Source organism: Pseudomonas sp. LFS044 (assembly GCF_047978245.1).
Classification (GTDB): Bacteria; Pseudomonadota; Gammaproteobacteria; order Pseudomonadales; family Pseudomonadaceae; genus Aquipseudomonas.
In genome coordinates this window covers 25,165-42,826 of record NZ_JBFPFX010000022.1, presented here as the reverse complement: position 1 = coordinate 42,826, position 17,662 = coordinate 25,165, and the positions used below count along the sequence as shown (strand labels likewise).

Genomic DNA, 17,662 nt, shown 5'->3' with positions numbered 1-17,662 from the left:
CCGAAACTTGAATTTGGTAGCAGCGACTACTTTTGGCCAACTGCAGTAATACTTGAAGGCTTGACACCTAGATGGGGATGCCCCGGTGGATTTCAAGCCTTCTCATCGATCGAAGGTTGCGCCGCGCTCGGCGCCTTGCTGACCACCACCATGGCGGGGCGCAGCAGGCGGCCGTTGAGCAGGTAGCCCTTCTGGAACACGTTGAGCACGCTGTTCGGCTCGACTTCGGCGCTTTCCTGCATGGCCATCGCCTGGTGATGATCGGCGTTGAACGGCTGGCCGTGCGGGTCGATGGCTTCGAGGTTGTAGCGCTTGAGGGTGTCCTGGAACATCTTCAGGGTCAGCTCGACACCTTCACGGGTGTTCTTGACCTGTTCGTCAGCAGGGTCGAGATGGGTCAGGGCCATCTCCAGGCTGTCGATCACCGGCAGCAGGTCGCCCGAGAACTTCTCGAGGGCGAACTTGCGGGCCTTGTCGACTTCCTGCTCAGCGCGACGAATGCTGTTCTGCGCGTCAGCGGCGACACGCAGGGCTTGATCCTTGGCGGCGGCCAGCTGCTCCTCGAGCTCCTGAACGCGGGCGCCGTTATCCACTGCACCGGCCTCTTCGGGGTTAAGGTCTTGGTCTTTCAGCTGTTCGTCAGCCATGGGTCTCTCCTCCGCAATTTCTGTTGTACGAGCAAAGCTCGCCGTGTCTGCGGGCTATATGGGGCCGGAAAAACCAGCTTCAAGGGGCAAGGCGCTTTTCAGGGTGCAGGCAAAATCCGCCAGCAGGCATTGGCAGGGCAGAAAAAAGTACTGTATAAATAACCAGACCCAACCCTCGGGAGCGGCCCCCATGCTGGTGCACCTGTCCATTCATAACTACGCCATCGTCGAACACCTCGACCTCGAACTCGCCCGCGGCATGTCCGTCATTACCGGCGAGACCGGCGCTGGCAAATCGATCATGCTCGACGCCCTCGGCCTTACCCTCGGCGACCGGGCCGACAGCGGCGTGGTGCGCCCTGGCGCCGACAAGGCCGACATCCTGGCCACCTTCGACCTGGTGGACATCCCCGAAGCTCACACCTGGTTGGCCGAGCGCGACCTGGCCAACGAAGGCCTGTGCATCCTGCGCCGGGTCATCACTGCCGAGGGCCGCAGCCGTGGCTATATCAATGGCACGCCCTGCCCGCTGGGCGACCTGAAGGCACTGGGCGAGCTGCTGATCGACATCCACAGCCAGCACGAACACCAGTCGCTGCTCAAGACCGACACCCACCGCCGCCTGCTCGACGAGTACGCCGGCGCCATCGACCTGGCCCGCCAGGTGCAACTGGCGGCCAAGCGCTGGAACCAGACCCGCCTGGAACTGGAGCGGCTGACCAACTCCGGTGACGAGCAACGCGCCCGCCACCAGCTGCTCAGCTATCAACTGGAAGAGCTGGACAACCTCGGCCTGGGTGAAAACGAACTCGAGCAGTTGGAGCAGGAACACAAGAACCTGACCAACGCCGAGGCCCTGTTCGGCATCTGCCGCCAGGTCATCGACCAGTGCAGCGAGAGCGACTCGGGCAATGTGCTCGCCGCCCTCACTACCAGCCTCAATCGCCTGGGCGCCGCCAGCAACACGCCCAAGGCGCTGGGCGAGGCGTCCAACCTGATCGCCAGCGCACAGATCCAGATAGAAGAAGCGGTCGGCGAGCTGAATCGCTTCCTAGATAACTTCGATGCCGACCCCATGCGCCTGCAGGCCCTGGAAGAGCGCCTCGACACCATCTATACCCTGGCGCGCAAACACCGTGTACACCCAACCGAACTGCCCCACCTGCAGCAGCAGTTGATGGAGGAGATCGAAGGGCTGAATGCCAGCGACGAGTCGATTGAGCGCCTGGGCGAAGAACTGGCCGCCTTTGCGCAGCATTACAAGGAACGGGCTATCGAGCTGAGCGCTTTGCGCCAGCAGGCTGCACAGCAGCTGGCGATTGCCGTGGAGCAGGAGATTCAGCGCCTGGGCATGCCAGGGGGGCGCTTCTGCATCGAACTCACGCCCAATGAAGGCAACGACCTGTCGCCACATGGGCTGGAGCAGATCGAGCTACTGGTCAGTGCAAACCCGGGGCAGCCGCTCAAGGGCTTGGCCAAAGTGGCCTCGGGCGGCGAGCTGTCACGCATCAGCCTGGCCATCCAGGTCATCACCGCGCAAACCTCGCGCATTCCTACGCTGGTATTCGACGAAGTCGATGTGGGTATTGGCGGCCCTACTGCCGAAATCGTCGGCCAGCTGCTGCGTCGGCTGGGTGAGCGCGGCCAGGTGCTGACCGTGACCCACCTGCCGCAGGTTGCGGCGCAGGGCCATCACCACTTGTTCGTGCACAAGGTGCGCAACAGCGACACCACCCACACTGCCGTGGCCAACCTGGGCAAGCGCGAGCGCGTCGAAGAAGTGGCGCGCATGCTGGGCGGCATCGACCTGACCAAAGAATCGTTGGCGCATGCGCGCAAGATGGTGGTCAGCGGCAAGGCCTGATGTTGCCCTCTCAGGCCTCATCGCTGGCAAGCCGGCTCCCACAGGTACCCCTCTGGCCTTGAAACTCGGACAGAAACAGGTACCCCACAGGGATTGAAACCTGCACAGGACCTGTAGGAGCGGGCTTGCCCGCGATGAGGCCGGCACAGCCCCCACAACATTTTCTGCCCAAACAGAAAGCACAAAGGCGACCCCAGGGTCGCCTTTGCTATTCATAACGATCGAAATCGTTACTTTTTCTTGCGCACATAGAGGACCAGATTGTGGTCCACCAGCTCGTAGCCATGCTCGGCCACGATTTCCTTTTGGCGCCGTTCGATTTCGGAGTCCATGAACTCGATGACTTCGTTAGTCTCCATGTCGACCATATGGTCGTGGTGACCGCCGTCTGCCAGCTCGAACACCGCGTGACCGCCGTCGAAGTTGTGGCGTACCACCAGACCAGCAGCCTCGAACTGGGTCAGTACGCGATAGACGGTTGCCAGACCGACGTCCTCGCCAGCCTCCATCAGCGCCTTGTAGACATCCTCGGCGCTCATGTGACGTTGCTCGGTCGAATCGAGCATCTGAAGGATCTTGACTCGAGGCAGTGTCACCTTGAGACCGGCTTTGCGCAATTCGCTATTTTCAACCATGGTCAGCTTTCTCGCCGATGCTGCTTCGCAGCTTCTCTTAATACGGGTATGATCGGGGTTTACGTTGTCCAGCCAAGATAGTGGAAGTCGCCCACCGATGCAAAACAACACCAAGCACTTGCTAACCAGCCTCACCTTCGTGGGACTGCTCGCACTCGCCGGTTGCTCGTTTCCCGGGGTTTACAAAATCGACATCCAGCAGGGCAATGTCGTTACGCAAGACATGATAGACCAATTACGCCCCGGAATGACCCGTCGGCAAGTAAGGTTTATCATGGGCAACCCGCTGCTCCAGGATACGTTCAACACCAATCGCTGGGATTACCTGTACAGCTTGCAGCCTGGTGGCGGCAAACGCCAGCAGGAGCGCATGAGCATCTTCTTCAATGACAGCGACCAGCTGGTCAGCCTGTCCGGGGACTTCATGCCAGGCGTCAGCCGCGACCAGGAAATCCTCGGTGGCAGCAGCGACACCACGGTAAGCCCAGACACGCAGCCAGAGCAGCAAGCGCCGCAGCCGGCAGAGAAACCTGCCAAGCCGGGCTCGGTGGAAGAATCCATCCAGCGCGAGATCGACACCATCGAGACGACACCGGTGCCAACCCCCGCTCCACTGGATACTTCGCCGCAGTAAATGCAGGCGACATGAAAAAGCCCGGGCCATGGCCCGGGCTTTTTTGTGGGCGCGAGGTAAACAGCAATCAGCTGTAGAGCTGTTTGGCTCGCTGGCAGAAGGCGTCCACCAGGGTATTGGCTGCCTGGTTGAACAGCGGCCCCAAGGTGGCCCGCACGATCGGCCCGGCATAGTCGAAGGACAGGTCCAGGCTGATCTTGCAGGCCTTCTCACCCAGCGGCTTGAATACCCACACGCCATGCAGCTGGGTAAACGGCCCTTCCTCCAGGTTCATCTCGATCGACTGCCCCGGCACCAGCACATTGCTGGTCACAAAATGCTGGCTCATGCCGCCTTTGGCCACTTCCAGCTTTGCGCGCATGTGCGTGTCACTGGCCTCGATCACGGTCGAAGCCGAGCACCAGGGCAGGAAATTCGGGTAGCTGGCCACATCGTTGACCAGATCGTAGAGCGCCTGGGCAGGGTACGGCAGCAGGGCGGAGCGTTGAATATGGGTAGTCATCCAGGCGTCACTTCCAAGGCTGGGTGGCGGTGCTTCGCAGCATGCCGAAAACAAGTTCTGTGCGTAAGACAGGGCCTGTATTGTCCGGTATTCATTGCAGTGGCTCAAGCTCGCCTAAATCCCGTAGCCGATCACGCGGTGAGTTGCCTATAATGCCGCCCCTATGGCTAAACAAAAGAAACATCCGACCGGGACCATCGCGCAAAACAAGAAGGCGCGACACGATTACTTCATCGAACACAAGTTCGAGGCCGGGCTGGTCCTGTCCGGTTGGGAAGTAAAAAGCCTGCGGGCCGGCAAGGCGCACCTGACCGACAGCTACGTGCTGCTCAAGGATGGCGAAGCCTGGCTGTTCGGCAGCCACATCACCCCGCTGACGACCGCCAGCACCCACGTCATCGCCGACCCCATCCGCTCGCGCAAGCTGCTGCTGAACAAGCGCGAGCTCGAACGGGTGGAAGCGGCGGTGGCGCAGAAGGGCTACACCTGTGTGGCCCTGGCGCTGTACTGGAGCAAGCACCTGATCAAGTGCGAGATCGCGCTTGGCAAGGGCAAGAAGGAATTCGACAAGCGCGACACCGTGCGCGAACGCGATTCCAACCGCGAGCTGCAGCGGGCCGTGCGCAACAAGGGCAAGGAAGACTAAGCCTTTCTGTTGCTCATGCGGGCCTCTTCGCGGGGCAAGCCAGCTCCCACAGTGACCGGGTCGAGCTCGAACATTGTGGGAGCGGGCTTGCCCCGCGAAGAGGCCGGTAGTGCCACAACGATTCTCAGCGCCCGCTGCGTCGCTCTGCGCGCGCCACGCGCTGCGCTTCGTGCTGCGCCTCTTCCAGCACCTCCTGCACATACAGAATGTGCCGGCTGGACACCTCCCGCGCCGCCTCTGCCCTGCCCTCCACAATCGCCTGGTACAACTCGCGGTGCTGGCTGATCAGCATGTCCCGCGTTTCGGTACGCTGCTGGTACATGCCGCCGATGTTGGTTACCACGTTGCGCTTGAGCAGGTCGAACAACCCGCGAATGGTGTGCAGCAGCACGGCATTGTGGCTGGCTTCGGCAATCGCCAGGTGGAACCGCGCATCCGCTGCGCCCTCCTCCGCACGCGTGACCTCGTCAGCCCGCGCATAGCAATCCTGCAACGTATCGAACGCTGCCTTCAGGCGCGCACGATCAGGCTCGGTGGCACGCTGCGCCGCGTAGTAGGCGCATGAAGCCTCCAGGGTATGGCGGAACTCCAGCAGGTCGCGCTGCGCCTCTGCACTGTGCTCAAGCAACTGCAGCAACGGGTCACTGAAGGTCGACCCAAGCGATTCGGCCACATAATTGCCGCCACCCTGACGGCTGACCAGCAGCCCCTTGGCCACCAGTTTCTGGATCGCCTCGCGCAGTGACGGGCGCGACACGCCGAACTGTTCGGCCAGGGCGCGCTCAGCCGGCAGCCGCTGGCCAGAGGTCAGCGTGCCTTCGAGAATCATCCCTTCCAACCGATCGACGATGTCGTCGGACAGGCGCCGTTGGCGGACCTGATCAAAAACCATCACACACTCTCCACAAACCCCCGGCAGTTTCAGGGGCCTCTATTCTCGCCGATCCAGGTCACGCCAGCACCCATCAGCCGACGATTTTCCCACGCCATAACACGCCCGCTCATCGGCACACGACCAAAGTTTTGCACGGGACAAATTGACACACCCGCAACCGCGCTTTTAACCTAGCGTCCAGACATTGTAAATTGGTATTACCAATTATCCAATGCCAGTGCTGACCAACAACAATTAGGGGTTACCCCATATGCAAACCTGGCAACAACTCTATTCCCCGCTTGGTAGTCTTGGCCTGTCCGCACTGGCGGCGGTCATCCCCATCGTGTTCTTCTTCCTCGCCCTCGCCGTGTTCCGCCTCAAAGGCCACGTCGCTGGCAGCATTACCCTTGGTCTGTCGATCCTGGTGGCGATCTTCGCATTCCAGATGCCTGTCGACATGGCCCTCGCCGCTGCAGGTTACGGCTTCCTGTATGGCCTCTGGCCAATCGCCTGGATCATCGTTGCCGCGGTGTTCCTGTACAAACTCACGGTCAAGAGCGGCCAGTTCGAAGTGATCCGCAGCTCGGTGCTGTCCATCACCGACGACCAACGCCTGCAAGTGCTGCTGATCGGCTTCTGCTTCGGTGCCTTCCTCGAAGGTGCGGCAGGCTTCGGCGCCCCGGTAGCCATCACTGCCGCACTGCTGGTGGGCCTGGGCTTTAACCCGCTGTACGCCGCCGGCCTGTGCCTGATCGCCAACACCGCGCCGGTCGCCTTCGGCGCCCTGGGCATCCCGATCATCGTCGCCGGCCAGGTGACTGGCATCGACGCCTTCCACATCGGCGCCATGACTGGCCGCCAGCTGCCGTTGCTGTCGCTGTTCGTGCCGTTCTGGCTGGTGTTCATGATGGATGGCCTGCGCGGCGTGAAAGAAACCTGGCCCGCCGCCCTGGTCGCCGGCCTGAGCTTCGCCGTCACCCAGTACTTCACCTCCAACTTCATCGGCCCGGAACTGCCCGACATCACCTCGGCCCTGGCCAGCCTGATCTGCCTCACCCTGTTCCTGAAAGTCTGGCAGCCAAAGCGCTCGTTCGCAGAAGCCAAGGCCAGCGTCGGCGCCGCCGTTGTGCAACCGACTGGCAGCCAGCCGAGCCCGTACAGCTTCGGCGAGATCTTCAAAGCCTGGTCGCCGTTCCTGATCCTCACCGTGCTGGTCACCATCTGGACCTTGAAACCGTTCAAGGCGGCCTTCGCCCCGGGCGGCGCGATGTACAACTTCGTGTTCAACTTCGCCATCCCGCACCTCGACCAACTGGTGGTCAAGACCGCACCGATCGTCACCGCACCCACCGCCATGCCAGCGGTGTTCAAGCTCGACCCGATCTCCGCCACCGGCACCGCCATCTTCCTGTCTGCGCTGATCTCCATGGCGGTACTCAAGATCAACTTCAAAACTGGTCTGACCACTTTCAAGGAGACCTTCTGGGAGCTGCGCTGGCCGATCCTGTCGATCGGCATGGTGCTGGCGTTCGCCTTCGTCACCAACTACTCGGGCATGTCGTCGACCATGGCCCTGGTACTTGCCGGCACCGGCGCCGCGTTCCCGTTCTTCTCGCCGTTCCTCGGCTGGCTGGGCGTGTTCCTGACCGGCTCGGACACCTCGTCCAACGCCCTGTTCAGCTCGCTGCAAGCCACCACCGCGCACCAGATCGGGGTCAACGACACCCTGCTGGTGGCCGCCAACACCAGCGGCGGCGTAACCGGCAAGATGATCTCGCCACAGTCGATCGCCGTGGCCTGCGCCGCCACCGGCCTGGTCGGCAAGGAATCCGACCTGTTCCGCTTCACCGTGAAGCACAGCCTGTTCTTCGCCACCATCGTCGGCCTGATCACCTTGGTGCAGGCCTATTGGCTGACCGGCATGCTCGTTCATCACTAAAGTGAAAGGGGCCGGGCGCCCGCGCGCCCGGCATCTCCTTCAACCCACGCTGCGAGAATCCATGATCATTTCCGCCTCCACCGACTATCGCGCCGCGGCCCAACGCAAGCTGCCTCCGTTCCTCTTCCACTATGCCGACGGCGGTGCGTACGCCGAGCACACCCTGCGCCACAACGTCTCGGACCTGGCCGGCATCGCCCTGCGCCAGCGGGTGCTGAAGAACATGTCCGAACTCAGCCTCGAGACCCGGCTGTTCGACGAAACCCTGAGCATGCCAGTGGCCCTGGCCCCGGTCGGCCTCACCGGCATGTACGCCCGCCGCGGCGAAGTGCAGGCGGCCCGCGCGGCAGCCGCGCATGGCATCCCGTTCACCATGTCCACCGTGTCGGTGTGCCCGATCGAAGAAGTCGCCCCGGCCATCAACCGGCCGATGTGGTTCCAGCTGTACGTGCTCAAGGACCGCGGCTTCATGCGCAACGCCCTGGAGCGGGCCAAGGCCGCCGGGGTAAAAACCCTGGTGTTCACCGTGGATATGCCGGTGCCCGGCGCGCGCTACCGCGACGCGCACTCCGGCATGAGCGGCGCCAACGGGCCGATGCGCCGCGTGCTGCAAGCCATGACCCACCCCGAGTGGGCCTGGGACGTTGGCGTGATGGGCCGCCCGCACGACCTGGGCAACATCTCCAAGTACCGCGGCAATCCCACTGGCCTGGCCGACTACATCGGCTGGCTGGGCAACAACTTCGACCCGTCGATCTCGTGGAAGGACCTGGAGTGGATCCGCGAATTCTGGGACGGCCCGATGATCATCAAGGGCATCCTCGACGCCGACGACGCCCGTGACGCGGTCAAGTTCGGCGCCGACGGTATCGTCGTCTCCAACCATGGCGGGCGCCAGCTCGACGGCGTGCTGTCCAGCGCACGCGCCCTGCCGGCGATTGCCGACGCGGTGAAGGGCGACCTGAAGATCCTCGCCGACTCGGGCATCCGCAGCGGCCTCGACGTGGTGCGCATGATCGCCCTGGGCGCCGACACCGTGCTGATCGGCCGCGCCTTCCTCTGGGCCCTGGCCGTGCATGGCCAGGCCGGCGTGAAAAACCTGCTCGAACTGTTCGAGAAGGAGATGCGCGTGGCCATGGTGCTGACCGGCGCCAAGTCGATCAGCGAGATCAGCCGCGATTCGCTGGTCCGCGAACTGGGCGCCTGAGCACCCGCAAGTGCCGACACCTACAACAGCTGCCTGAATGACCGGGGCACACGGCGCGCCAGACGCCGTGGCCCCGCGAGGAGATTGCATGAGCCTGCCCGCCGCATTCCTGCGTGATGCCGAGCGCCTGATACCCGCCGACCGCCGTTTCGACGACCCTACCTCGACCCTGGCCTTCGGCACCGACGCCAGCTTTTATCGGCTGATCCCCAAGCTGGTGGTGCGCGTGGAGTCCGAGGACGAAGTGGTCGGGTTGCTGCACCTGGCCCAGCGCGAGCGGGTGCCGGTCACCTTCCGCGCCGCCGGCACCAGTTTGTCTGGCCAGGCCATCAGCGACTCGGTGCTGATCGTGCTCGGCGACAACTGGGGCGGCAAGGAAATCCGTGGCCAGGGCGAGCAGATCCGCCTGCAACCCGGCGTCATCGGCGCCCAGGCCAATGCCTGGCTGGCGCCGTTCGGTCGCAAGATCGGCCCGGACCCGGCCTCGATCAACGCCTGCAAGATCGGCGGCATCGTCGCCAACAACGCCAGCGGCATGTGCTGCGGCACAGCGCAGAACACCTACCACACCCTGGCCGGCCTGCGCCTGGTGCTGGCTGACGGCACCCGCCTGGACAGCGAAGACCCGGCCAGCGTGGCGGCCTTCGAAAGCAGCCATGCCGACCTGCTCGCCGCCCTCGCCCGGCTGGGCCGCGAAACCCGCGCCAACACCGAATTGGCCGAGCGCATCCGGCATAAATACCGGCTGAAGAACACCACCGGCCTGTCACTCAATGCACTGGTGGACTACGACCAGCCGCTGGATATCCTGCAGCACCTGCTGGTCGGTTCCGAAGGCACCTTGGGCTTTATCAGCGCGGTCACCTACGACACCGTCCCCGACCACCCGCACAAGGCCAGCGCGCTGCTGGTATTCCCCAGCGTCGAAAGCTGCTGCCGCGCAGTCACCGTGCTCAAGCGCCAGCCGGTTTCAGCCGTGGAACTGCTCGACCGCCGCAGCCTGCGCTCGGTGCAGAACATGCCCGGCATGCCGCTGTGGGTAAAAGGCCTGTCGGCCAACGCCTGCGCCCTGCTGATCGAGTCCCGCGCTGCCAGCCAGTCGCTGCTGCACGAGCAACTGCAACAGGTCATGGCCTCCATCGGCGAATACCCCCTAGAGCAGAAGGTCGAGTTCAGCGAAGACCCAGCGGTGTACAACCAGCTGTGGAAAATCCGCAAGGACACCTTCCCCGCCGTCGGCGCCGTGCGCCAGACCGGCACCACCGTCATCATCGAAGACGTGACCTTCCCCGTCGAACAATTGGCCGAAGGCGTCAACCGCCTGATCCAGCTGTTCGACAAGCACCGCTACGACGAGGCGATCATTTTCGGCCACGCGCTGGAAGGCAACCTGCACTTCGTCTTCACCCAGGGCTTCAACAGTGCCGAAGAAGTGGCGCGCTACCAGGCCTTCATGGACGACGTGGCGCAGCTGGTGGCGGTGGAGTTCGGCGGCTCGCTCAAGGCCGAACACGGCACCGGCCGCAACATGGCGCCGTTCGTGGAGCTGGAGTGGGGCCATGATGCCTACCAGCTGATGTGGGCGCTCAAGCGCCTGCTCGACCCCAACGGCATCCTCAACCCCGACGTGGTATTGAGTGAAGACCCCGCCATTCACCTCAAGCACCTGAAGCCGCTGCCAGCCGCCGACGAAATCGTCGACAAATGCATCGAGTGCGGCTTCTGCGAACCGGTGTGCCCGTCCAAGGGCCTGACCCTCAGCCCCCGCCAGCGCATCGTCATGTGGCGTGACATTCAGGCGAAAAAACGCGCCGGCATCGACACCCGCGAACTGCTGCAAACCTACCAGTACCAAGGCATCGACACCTGCGCCGCCACCGGCCTGTGCGCCCAGCGCTGCCCCGTTGGCATCAACACCGGCGAGCTGGTGAAGAAGTTGCGCGCCCAGGCGGCCGATCACGCAAAAACGGCCGACTGGCTGGCCGACCACTTCGCCACCGCGCTGGGCGGCGCCCGCCTGACCCTGACGGCCGCCAATACCGCCCGCAAGCTGCTGGGCGCCCCACGCCTGGGCCGCCTGAGCGCGGCCTTGAGCAAGGCGAGTAAAGGCCGCCTGCCGCAATGGACCCCGGCCATGCCGCAACCGCTGCGCAGTATCGACTTCGGCCCCGCGAGCAACGACGCCCGCCCCCGCGTGGTGTACCTGGCCGCCTGCGTATCGCGGGTAATGGGCCCCGCCTTCGCCGACCGCGAGCAAAGCTCACTGCTCGACAAGACCCGCGCCCTGCTGGAAAAAGCCGGTTACCAGGTGGTGTTCCCCGACAACGCCGACAGCCTCTGTTGCGGCCAGCCGTTCGCCTCCAAAGGCTACCCCGAGCAAGCCGAGCACAAGCGCCAAGAGCTGATCAATGCCCTGCTGCACGCCAGCCGCGGCGGCCTCGACCCGATCTACTGCGACACCAGCCCCTGCACCCTGCGCCTGGTACAGGACCTGGGCGACACCCGCCTCGACCTGTACGACCCGGTGCGCTTCATCCGCACCCACCTGCTGGACAAACTGGAGTTCACCCCGCAGGAAGAGCCGGTAGCCGTGCACGTGACCTGCAGCACCCAGCACCTGGGCGAAAGCCAGGCACTGATCGACCTGGCCCGCCGCTGCAGCAAGCAGGTGGTGATACCGGAAGGTATTCATTGCTGCGGGTTTGCCGGTGACAAAGGCTTTACCACCCCGGAGCTCAACGCCCACTCGCTGCGCAGCCTCAAGGATGCGGTGCAATATTGCAGCGAAGGCATCTCCACCAGCCGCACCTGCGAGATCGGGTTGTCCACCCACAGCGGCATCGACTATCACGGCCTCGTCTATCTGGTAGACCGCGTCACGCGCCCGCGCACTATCTAACGCCTGGCATGGTCCATTGTGGGAGCAACTGTCTTACTCAAGCTTGCGTGATCGGTGTGGGAGCGGGCTTGCCCCGCGAATCGAGGGCAAAGCCCTCGCCCACGCCTTCCAGCCGTAAGACATTCCCCACCCCGGTCACCCGCCCGCACTATCTAACGCCTGGCATGGTCCATTGTGGGAGCTGGCTTGCCTGCGATCGAGGGCAAAGCCCTCGCCCACTTCCTCCAGCCGTAAGACATTTCCTAACCTGCAACCAAATGCTTCAGTTCAGGACGCGTGTCGAATTATCCTACGAGCTTGTCGGAAGTCGCTTCATTGTCGGTTGAATAACCCAGAGATAAGGTTTCCCCGTCGCCCTATAAGGCGACCGGGCGTGAGAAACCCGACTTCACGACTTGCGGCAGTGCGTTATGGCAGCCGTACGCAGGCAGACTTCGGTCTGGCCGAGTGCTCGTGTCTCGGATTTCTCACCCTCGTACGGTTGCCACCTTTATCTCGTGAGAAAGGATGCAGGTGGTGATGTCATTCACTACACGAGCATCTCATCATGAAGAAAATCGTACCCGACCCACCCCGCCTGCGCGTCATCGCCAACCCCTACTTCTCCATCCACAGCGACATGCCCACACCCGACGCACTCGCTCACGCCAGCGAACTGCTGCGCGGCGTTGCCGAAACCATCGACGAACACTGCCGCACCCACGCCGGCGAACCTGGCCTGAACATGCTCAGCAACGCCGCCCACGCCTCCGAAACCTCCCGAGCGCTGATCGAGCACGCCTTGACCGACCTCTACAACGCGCAAAGGCAGAGGTGACCCCATGCATGACGAACTGAAAAAGATCACCACCGCAGGCAAGGAATCATTCGACCTCTTCCGCCTGCAACCCGGCGTCCCCTTCGACCACGCCTTCAGCCAGCTGTCAGTCCTGCTCGGCTGCATCCGCCACCTCACCACCGAAGCCGAAATGGAAAACGACCGCCAGGCCGGCAGCGCGGCACGCATCCTCAGCGAGATGGCCAAGGCACTCATCGACGACATGGAACGCGGCCTGAGCAAACCTCACTAAACGCCACCCCGCCCCCACAGGCCCAGCACATCCATCCTGTGGGGGCAGGCTTGCCCCGCGAATCGAGGGCAAAGCCCTCGCCCGCAACATCCCGCCACACACAGTCATGTCCCCTAGCCAGCACACCGATTGAACCCACGCCAAACCCCAGCAGTCCACCCTTACAGGCCCACCTTCCAGAGGCCTTCAAGGAGACACCCATGAAAGGTACCGCGCTTTCGGCCCTCTTCGCGGCCGCTACCCTCCTGGCTTCCCCGGTGTTCGCTGCCGACGACCTCTGCACCAGCAACCTGCAGAAGATCGACGACAGCATGGCCACCGCCGGCGCCACATCAGAAGGCCTGGACAAGGCCCTGACCGAACAAGTCGACAAAGCCAAGGCCGCCCAAGCCTCTGGCGACACCAAAGAATGCATTGCCATCACCAGCAAAGTGCTCGAACGCCTGGAAAAAACCGAGAAAGGCAGCGGCTCTGCCGGCGGCAGCGGTGCCTGAACTGAAGCGGGCGGCGACCTGCTGTCGACGCCGCCCGCTTTAGCGCGTATACTCAGCCCACGTGCCGAAAGGTACGGTCAGCTAGAGCTGAGTGTGGGGCCGATTAGGATTCGACGCCGGTAGCGAAACTCTAGGTGCATGCCGAGTTGGTAACAGAACTCGTAAATCCACTGTTGCAACTTTCTATAGTTGCCAATGACGAAAACTACGAGGGTTACGCTCTCGCTGCGTAAGCAGCTGAGCCCGCTCTCCTGGTAGCTTCGGCTCCAGCAATCATCAGGGGATGCCTGTAAACCCGAAATGATTGTCATACAGAACAGGATCGTCGTGTAGCACGTTGGGGGCAAAGCGACTAAAACTTACCCAACTCATCCAAAGCACCCTGCCCGTCGGGCGGCTGCGGATTAAATCAGTAGACACGGCTAAGCATGTAGTACCGACAGCGGAGTACTGGCGGACGGGGGTTCAAATCCCCCCGGCTCCACCAAATGATCAAAAAAAGACGTCCAAGGGCGTCTTTTTTTGTGCCTGCGATCCAGTAAATACGCGGCCTCCAGCGCTTTTACGGTCTTTTGAGAGTTTTTGAGTTCCAGCCATTCGGGTATTCCAGACGGTATTCCAGTTCACCCGGTGCTAATCTTTGGAATACCGAATCAGTGCCTGAGGACAATCTCATGCCTGCTCAAAACCTCCGCCTCTCCGATCGACAGCTCAAGGGAGTCAAACCGGCGTCCAAGGATTACGTCCTCACTGACGGTGACGGTTTGCAGCTCCGCGTACGTAGCAACGGCTCGTTGCTGTGGAATTTCAACTACCGCGAACCGGTGACCAAGAAGCGCATCAACATCGGCTTTGGGACCTACCCCGAACTGTCACTGGCTAATGCACGAAAAATGGCAGTCGAGGCCCGCGAGCTACTCGCCCAGGGCATCGATCCTAAGGTGCAGCGCAATACGCTGAATGAAGCCAAACGCGCAGAAACGGAACACACCTTCGAGAACGTGGCCACCGCGTGGTTCGAGCTCAAGAAAGACTCGGTGACCCCGGCCTATGCCGAGGACATTTGGCGGTCGCTCACGCTGCACGTACTGCCCGACTTGAGGACGACACCACTCGCAAAAATCACCGCGCCGATGGTGATCGCATTGCTTCGTCCAATTGAAGCGAAAGGCAGCCTAGAGACGGTCAAGCGCCTTAGTCAGCGGCTGAACGAGATCATGACCTACGGCGTAAATTCCGGCCTGATCTTCGCCAACCCGCTCAGCGGCATCAGGGCAGTCTTCAAGAAGCCCAAGAAAGAGAACATGGCAGCTCTTCCGCCAGAAGAACTCCCCGAGCTCATGCTTGAGATCGCGAACGCCAGCATCAAACGCACTACCCGCTGCCTGATCGAATGGCAGTTGCACACCATGACTCGTCCTGCTGAGGCAGCGACCACTCGCTGGGCTGATATCGACTTTGAAAGGCGTGTCTGGACTATCCCACCGGAGCGGATGAAGAAGCGCCGCCCACACAGCATTCCGTTGAGTGATCACGCGGTCGCGCTGTTGGAGTCACTGAAGACTCACAGCGGTCATCGAGAGTACGTCTTCCCGGCAGACAGAAATCCGCGCACCCACGCCAATAGCCAGACCGCCAACATGGCGTTGAAACGTATGGGCTTCCAGGATCGGTTGGTGAGCCACGGCATGCGCTCGATGGCCAGCACCATCTTGAATGAGCATGGCTGGGACCCGGAGCTTATTGAGGTCGCACTGGCGCATGTCGACAAGGATGAGGTGCGAAGCGCCTACAACCGAGCCGACTACATCGAGCGCCGACGACCGATGATGGCGTGGTGGAGTGAGTACATTCAGAAAGCCGCCACCGGCAGCCTACTCGCCTCCGCATATGGCCAAGTCAGAGACAAGAACGTGGTGCCGATCCGCTAGAGCTTTACAGGCGCAATAACGGCGGCGACAGCAACTGAGCGCTCAAGATTCAGGGAAAGCAGCCTCATTTATCCGCTTCTCAGCGCGGGTCCATCCAAACAGGGCTGCAAAGCCGCCCTGTTTGGATGGACCTTACTCTGAAGAGCTAAAAGCCACGAAGTTGTCCGGGATTTACCATGGAATTCCACCGGTGGATAACCGCTTTTCACGTCCCAAGAGCGCTGAATTTCGGCCCTTGACCGGGTTTATCCACAGGCGTAGAACTGGCCGTGCAAAGGCTGTCGATGACAGCACCCCAGGTGACCCTAACCTTAAAGGTCACGCCGCCCCGCGGTGGTTCTCCCCAAGGGCGATTCGCATCCGGCAGCTCGCCCGGTCACCTCCCCGGTGATGGATGCCAACTACATTTCATGGCCCTCCTGCGCCAGACGACACTTCCTATTGCGCTGCCCTGCAGCAACCTATCCGCTTGGCCGAATATTGCGCCAACCTGTGCCCGTCTCTTTCTCCAGGAAAGAGACGGGCACTTCTATCACTGCTGCAGCCCAGATAGCACGAGGCTTTGCGGCAATCCCCCTCGTGACAATCGGCGTGACAAACGCCGATGTCACCAGCAACAGCCATGCAGATGATGGTGCCGCAGACCAAGGAATGGACTGCACCTGACTGACAGTCAGGCATGCCCCGGTCATCGCATCGCTGCTTGCTCGTGGCTCAGGATCTCCAGGCGCTGGTCTCGTCAGCCAATGCTGCCTCCACCCGCCCACCGGTAACGGTGCTCAGGAGGCCAGATCATGAGATGCCCTTGCTCCCGGTCGTAAGGAGCCGCCAGTCCAGCGTAGAGGACATTCCCCACAGGTCGCAGGGGCCTTGATCCCTGATAACACTCAGCATTCTTGGCGGGATGACGTGGGGCGAGGATCGGAGAGCGGATGATGAGGCGACTGACATGGCATTGGTGGGTAGACGCGATGGCCGCAATTTCGGTTACGGCAGGCAACTGAGCTATGCAGGGCCGCAGGCGTTGAAAGACATGTTCGGCGGCGGCCACTACAGCACGGTGAGGGCACACTGTGATCGGTGGCAGGCATTCGCCAAGTGGTGTCGTTCCGAACAAGGGCCCGGAATCAATGATGCGCGGCAGATTGATCGGAAGGTACTGGCGGACTATGCGGCGTATCTGCGCGACGTGGTTAGGCGCGGCGACCTTGCTGTCAGTACCGCACAAAACCGCCTATCCAGCGTTAACAGGACCATGGCGGCGCTTCGCGGTGATCAGTGCGTGAAATTGCCCAGTCCGAGCAAGGCGTTGAGTATGCAGCGCAGCGGGGTTCGTCACGCGATCCCGCAGGGCCAGGATCACAAACAGGTTAAGCAGATCGTCGATGCGCTTTGCAGCCGTGACCAGAGACGGGCCGCCGCGATCGTACTGTTGGCGCGAGCCACCGGCATGCGCCTGCGTGAGACCATCTTGGCGGACCTGCCACGGCTAGGCCGTGAGGCTAACGATCTGGGCAGGATCAACATCCAGGATGGCACCAAAGGCGGTCGCTCCGGCGCTTCGGCACCGCGTTGGATTGCGGTGGACGACCATATTCGAGGTGCGCTTGGGTTTGCACGGCAGGTGTCGCCTGCGGGCAGCCGTAACCTGATTGCGCTACACGAAAGCTACTTTGACGTTCTGCAGGACATAGTCCGCCCGGCACGGGACATCCTGCACGCACAGAACCTCAAAGGCTTCCATGAGCTACGAGCGGCGTACGCATGTGAACGCTATGAGCAAATCACCCAACATCGCGCGCCTATCAACGGTGGCCAATGCTCCTTGGCAGATAGAAACCTTGATCGTAAAGCCAGACGGCAAATCAGCTATGAGCTGGGGCACGGTCGGATCGACGTTGTCGCTGCCTACGTAGGAGGTCGCAGATGAATAAGGCATTCGATATGGAGCTGTTCTTGGCTGCGGTGCTGACCGGATCGCACTCCACACAACAACGCCATTTGCGGCAGGCGAGAGTCATTCAAGCAGAAATCTCAGAGCGTTGGCATCGACAGACGCCTTGGGCTTGGCAGAAAAAACATGTGGATTGGTTTCTTGAGCATCGCCTAAACCGACGCCGCGAGGCGACGCGGTATTACTATCTGCTGACCGTGCGGCTGCTCGCTCGCCGGTTAGAAAAATCATGGGTATTCAAACTCTGTGGGCGGTGCATGGAAAAATCATAGCGGTCCCATCGAACCAACCCCACCCGTGCTAGGCTGCTGTAGGTGTCAGATTGTATGGGGGGCAAAGTAAACTGAAACGAAAAGCCCGACG

Annotated in this window: 16 protein-coding genes and 1 other RNA gene; 13 read left to right on the top strand and 4 right to left on the bottom strand. The window is 61.9% G+C overall.

What is annotated here, in order from left to right; genetic code table 11:
* Nucleotides 1–92: 92 nt before the first annotated feature.
* Nucleotides 93–665, bottom strand: coding sequence for a nucleotide exchange factor GrpE (grpE, locus tag ACNQPL_RS18460; RefSeq protein WP_346615359.1), 573 nt, complete (start codon nt 663–665; stop codon nt 93–95).
* Between the two features lie 172 nt (nt 666–837).
* Between grpE and recN the strand changes: the two genes are divergently transcribed.
* Nucleotides 838–2,511, top strand: coding sequence for a DNA repair protein RecN (gene recN, locus ACNQPL_RS18455; protein WP_416467517.1), 1,674 nt, complete (start codon nt 838–840; stop codon nt 2,509–2,511).
* A gap of 230 nt (nt 2,512–2,741) precedes the next feature.
* On the opposite strand, the gene fur is transcribed toward recN, so the two are convergent.
* Nucleotides 2,742–3,146 carry a ferric iron uptake transcriptional regulator gene (fur, locus tag ACNQPL_RS18450; protein ID WP_346615319.1) on the bottom strand — a complete coding sequence of 135 codons (405 nt, stop codon included), beginning with the start codon at nt 3,144–3,146 and terminating at the stop codon, nt 2,742–2,744.
* 97 nt (nt 3,147–3,243) lie between these two features.
* Between fur and ACNQPL_RS18445 the strand changes: the two genes are divergently transcribed.
* Nucleotides 3,244–3,780, top strand: coding sequence for an outer membrane protein assembly factor BamE (locus tag ACNQPL_RS18445; protein WP_416467515.1), 537 nt, complete (start codon nt 3,244–3,246; stop codon nt 3,778–3,780).
* A 67-nt stretch (nt 3,781–3,847) separates the two neighbouring features.
* Here the strand turns inward: ACNQPL_RS18445 and ACNQPL_RS18440 are convergent, their stop codons facing one another.
* Complete coding sequence (locus ACNQPL_RS18440) at nt 3,848–4,282, bottom strand: type II toxin-antitoxin system RatA family toxin (protein WP_416467514.1); 435 nt, start codon at nt 4,280–4,282, stop codon at nt 3,848–3,850.
* A 163-nt stretch (nt 4,283–4,445) separates the two neighbouring features.
* Here ACNQPL_RS18440 and smpB point away from each other — a divergent pair, with 163 nt between their 5' ends.
* On the top strand, nt 4,446–4,928 hold the full coding sequence (gene smpB / locus ACNQPL_RS18435; RefSeq protein WP_012312633.1) for an SsrA-binding protein SmpB: 483 nt from the start codon (nt 4,446–4,448) through the stop codon (nt 4,926–4,928).
* Between the two features lie 124 nt (nt 4,929–5,052).
* On the opposite strand, the gene ACNQPL_RS18430 is transcribed toward smpB, so the two are convergent.
* Nucleotides 5,053–5,820 carry an FCD domain-containing protein gene (locus ACNQPL_RS18430; RefSeq protein WP_346615316.1) on the bottom strand — a complete coding sequence of 256 codons (768 nt, stop codon included), beginning with the start codon at nt 5,818–5,820 and terminating at the stop codon, nt 5,053–5,055.
* A 253-nt stretch (nt 5,821–6,073) separates the two neighbouring features.
* Here ACNQPL_RS18430 and ACNQPL_RS18425 point away from each other — a divergent pair, with 253 nt between their 5' ends.
* From ACNQPL_RS18425 to ACNQPL_RS18380, 10 genes are all read left to right on the top strand, one after another.
* A complete protein-coding gene (locus ACNQPL_RS18425; protein ID WP_387531812.1) occupies nt 6,074–7,744 on the top strand; it encodes a lactate permease LctP family transporter in 1,671 nt (556 codons plus the stop codon).
* Nucleotides 7,745–7,805: 61 nt separating this feature from the next.
* Nucleotides 7,806–8,951 carry an FMN-dependent L-lactate dehydrogenase LldD gene (gene lldD, locus ACNQPL_RS18420; RefSeq protein ID WP_346615314.1) on the top strand — a complete coding sequence of 382 codons (1,146 nt, stop codon included), beginning with the start codon at nt 7,806–7,808 and terminating at the stop codon, nt 8,949–8,951.
* Between the two features lie 88 nt (nt 8,952–9,039).
* Complete coding sequence (locus ACNQPL_RS18415) at nt 9,040–11,850, top strand: FAD-binding and (Fe-S)-binding domain-containing protein (RefSeq protein ID WP_416467512.1); 2,811 nt, start codon at nt 9,040–9,042, stop codon at nt 11,848–11,850.
* 547 nt (nt 11,851–12,397) lie between these two features.
* Nucleotides 12,398–12,667, top strand: a complete 270-nt coding sequence (locus tag ACNQPL_RS18410; protein ID WP_387531806.1) for a hypothetical protein — start codon at nt 12,398–12,400, stop codon at nt 12,665–12,667.
* A gap of 4 nt (nt 12,668–12,671) precedes the next feature.
* Nucleotides 12,672–12,920: a DUF3077 domain-containing protein gene (locus ACNQPL_RS18405; RefSeq protein WP_416467510.1), complete on the top strand. Its 249-nt coding sequence runs from the start codon at nt 12,672–12,674 to the stop codon at nt 12,918–12,920.
* A gap of 200 nt (nt 12,921–13,120) precedes the next feature.
* Nucleotides 13,121–13,414: a hypothetical protein gene (locus ACNQPL_RS18400; RefSeq protein WP_346615310.1), complete on the top strand. Its 294-nt coding sequence runs from the start codon at nt 13,121–13,123 to the stop codon at nt 13,412–13,414.
* 95 nt (nt 13,415–13,509) lie between these two features.
* Nucleotides 13,510–13,901, top strand: a transfer-messenger RNA (tmRNA) gene (gene ssrA / locus ACNQPL_RS18395).
* Nucleotides 13,902–14,088: 187 nt separating this feature from the next.
* Nucleotides 14,089–15,345 (top strand): integrase domain-containing protein, encoded by a 1,257-nt coding sequence (locus tag ACNQPL_RS18390; protein ID WP_416467508.1) that lies wholly within the window; start codon nt 14,089–14,091, stop codon nt 15,343–15,345.
* A 949-nt stretch (nt 15,346–16,294) separates the two neighbouring features.
* Complete coding sequence (locus ACNQPL_RS18385; protein WP_416467507.1) at nt 16,295–17,275, top strand: integrase; 981 nt, start codon at nt 16,295–16,297, stop codon at nt 17,273–17,275.
* On the top strand, nt 17,272–17,571 hold the full coding sequence (locus tag ACNQPL_RS18380) for a hypothetical protein (protein WP_416467506.1): 300 nt from the start codon (nt 17,272–17,274) through the stop codon (nt 17,569–17,571). The genes ACNQPL_RS18385 and ACNQPL_RS18380 overlap by 4 nt, the downstream gene beginning before the upstream one ends.
* The last annotated feature ends 91 nt before the right edge of the window (nt 17,572–17,662 follow it).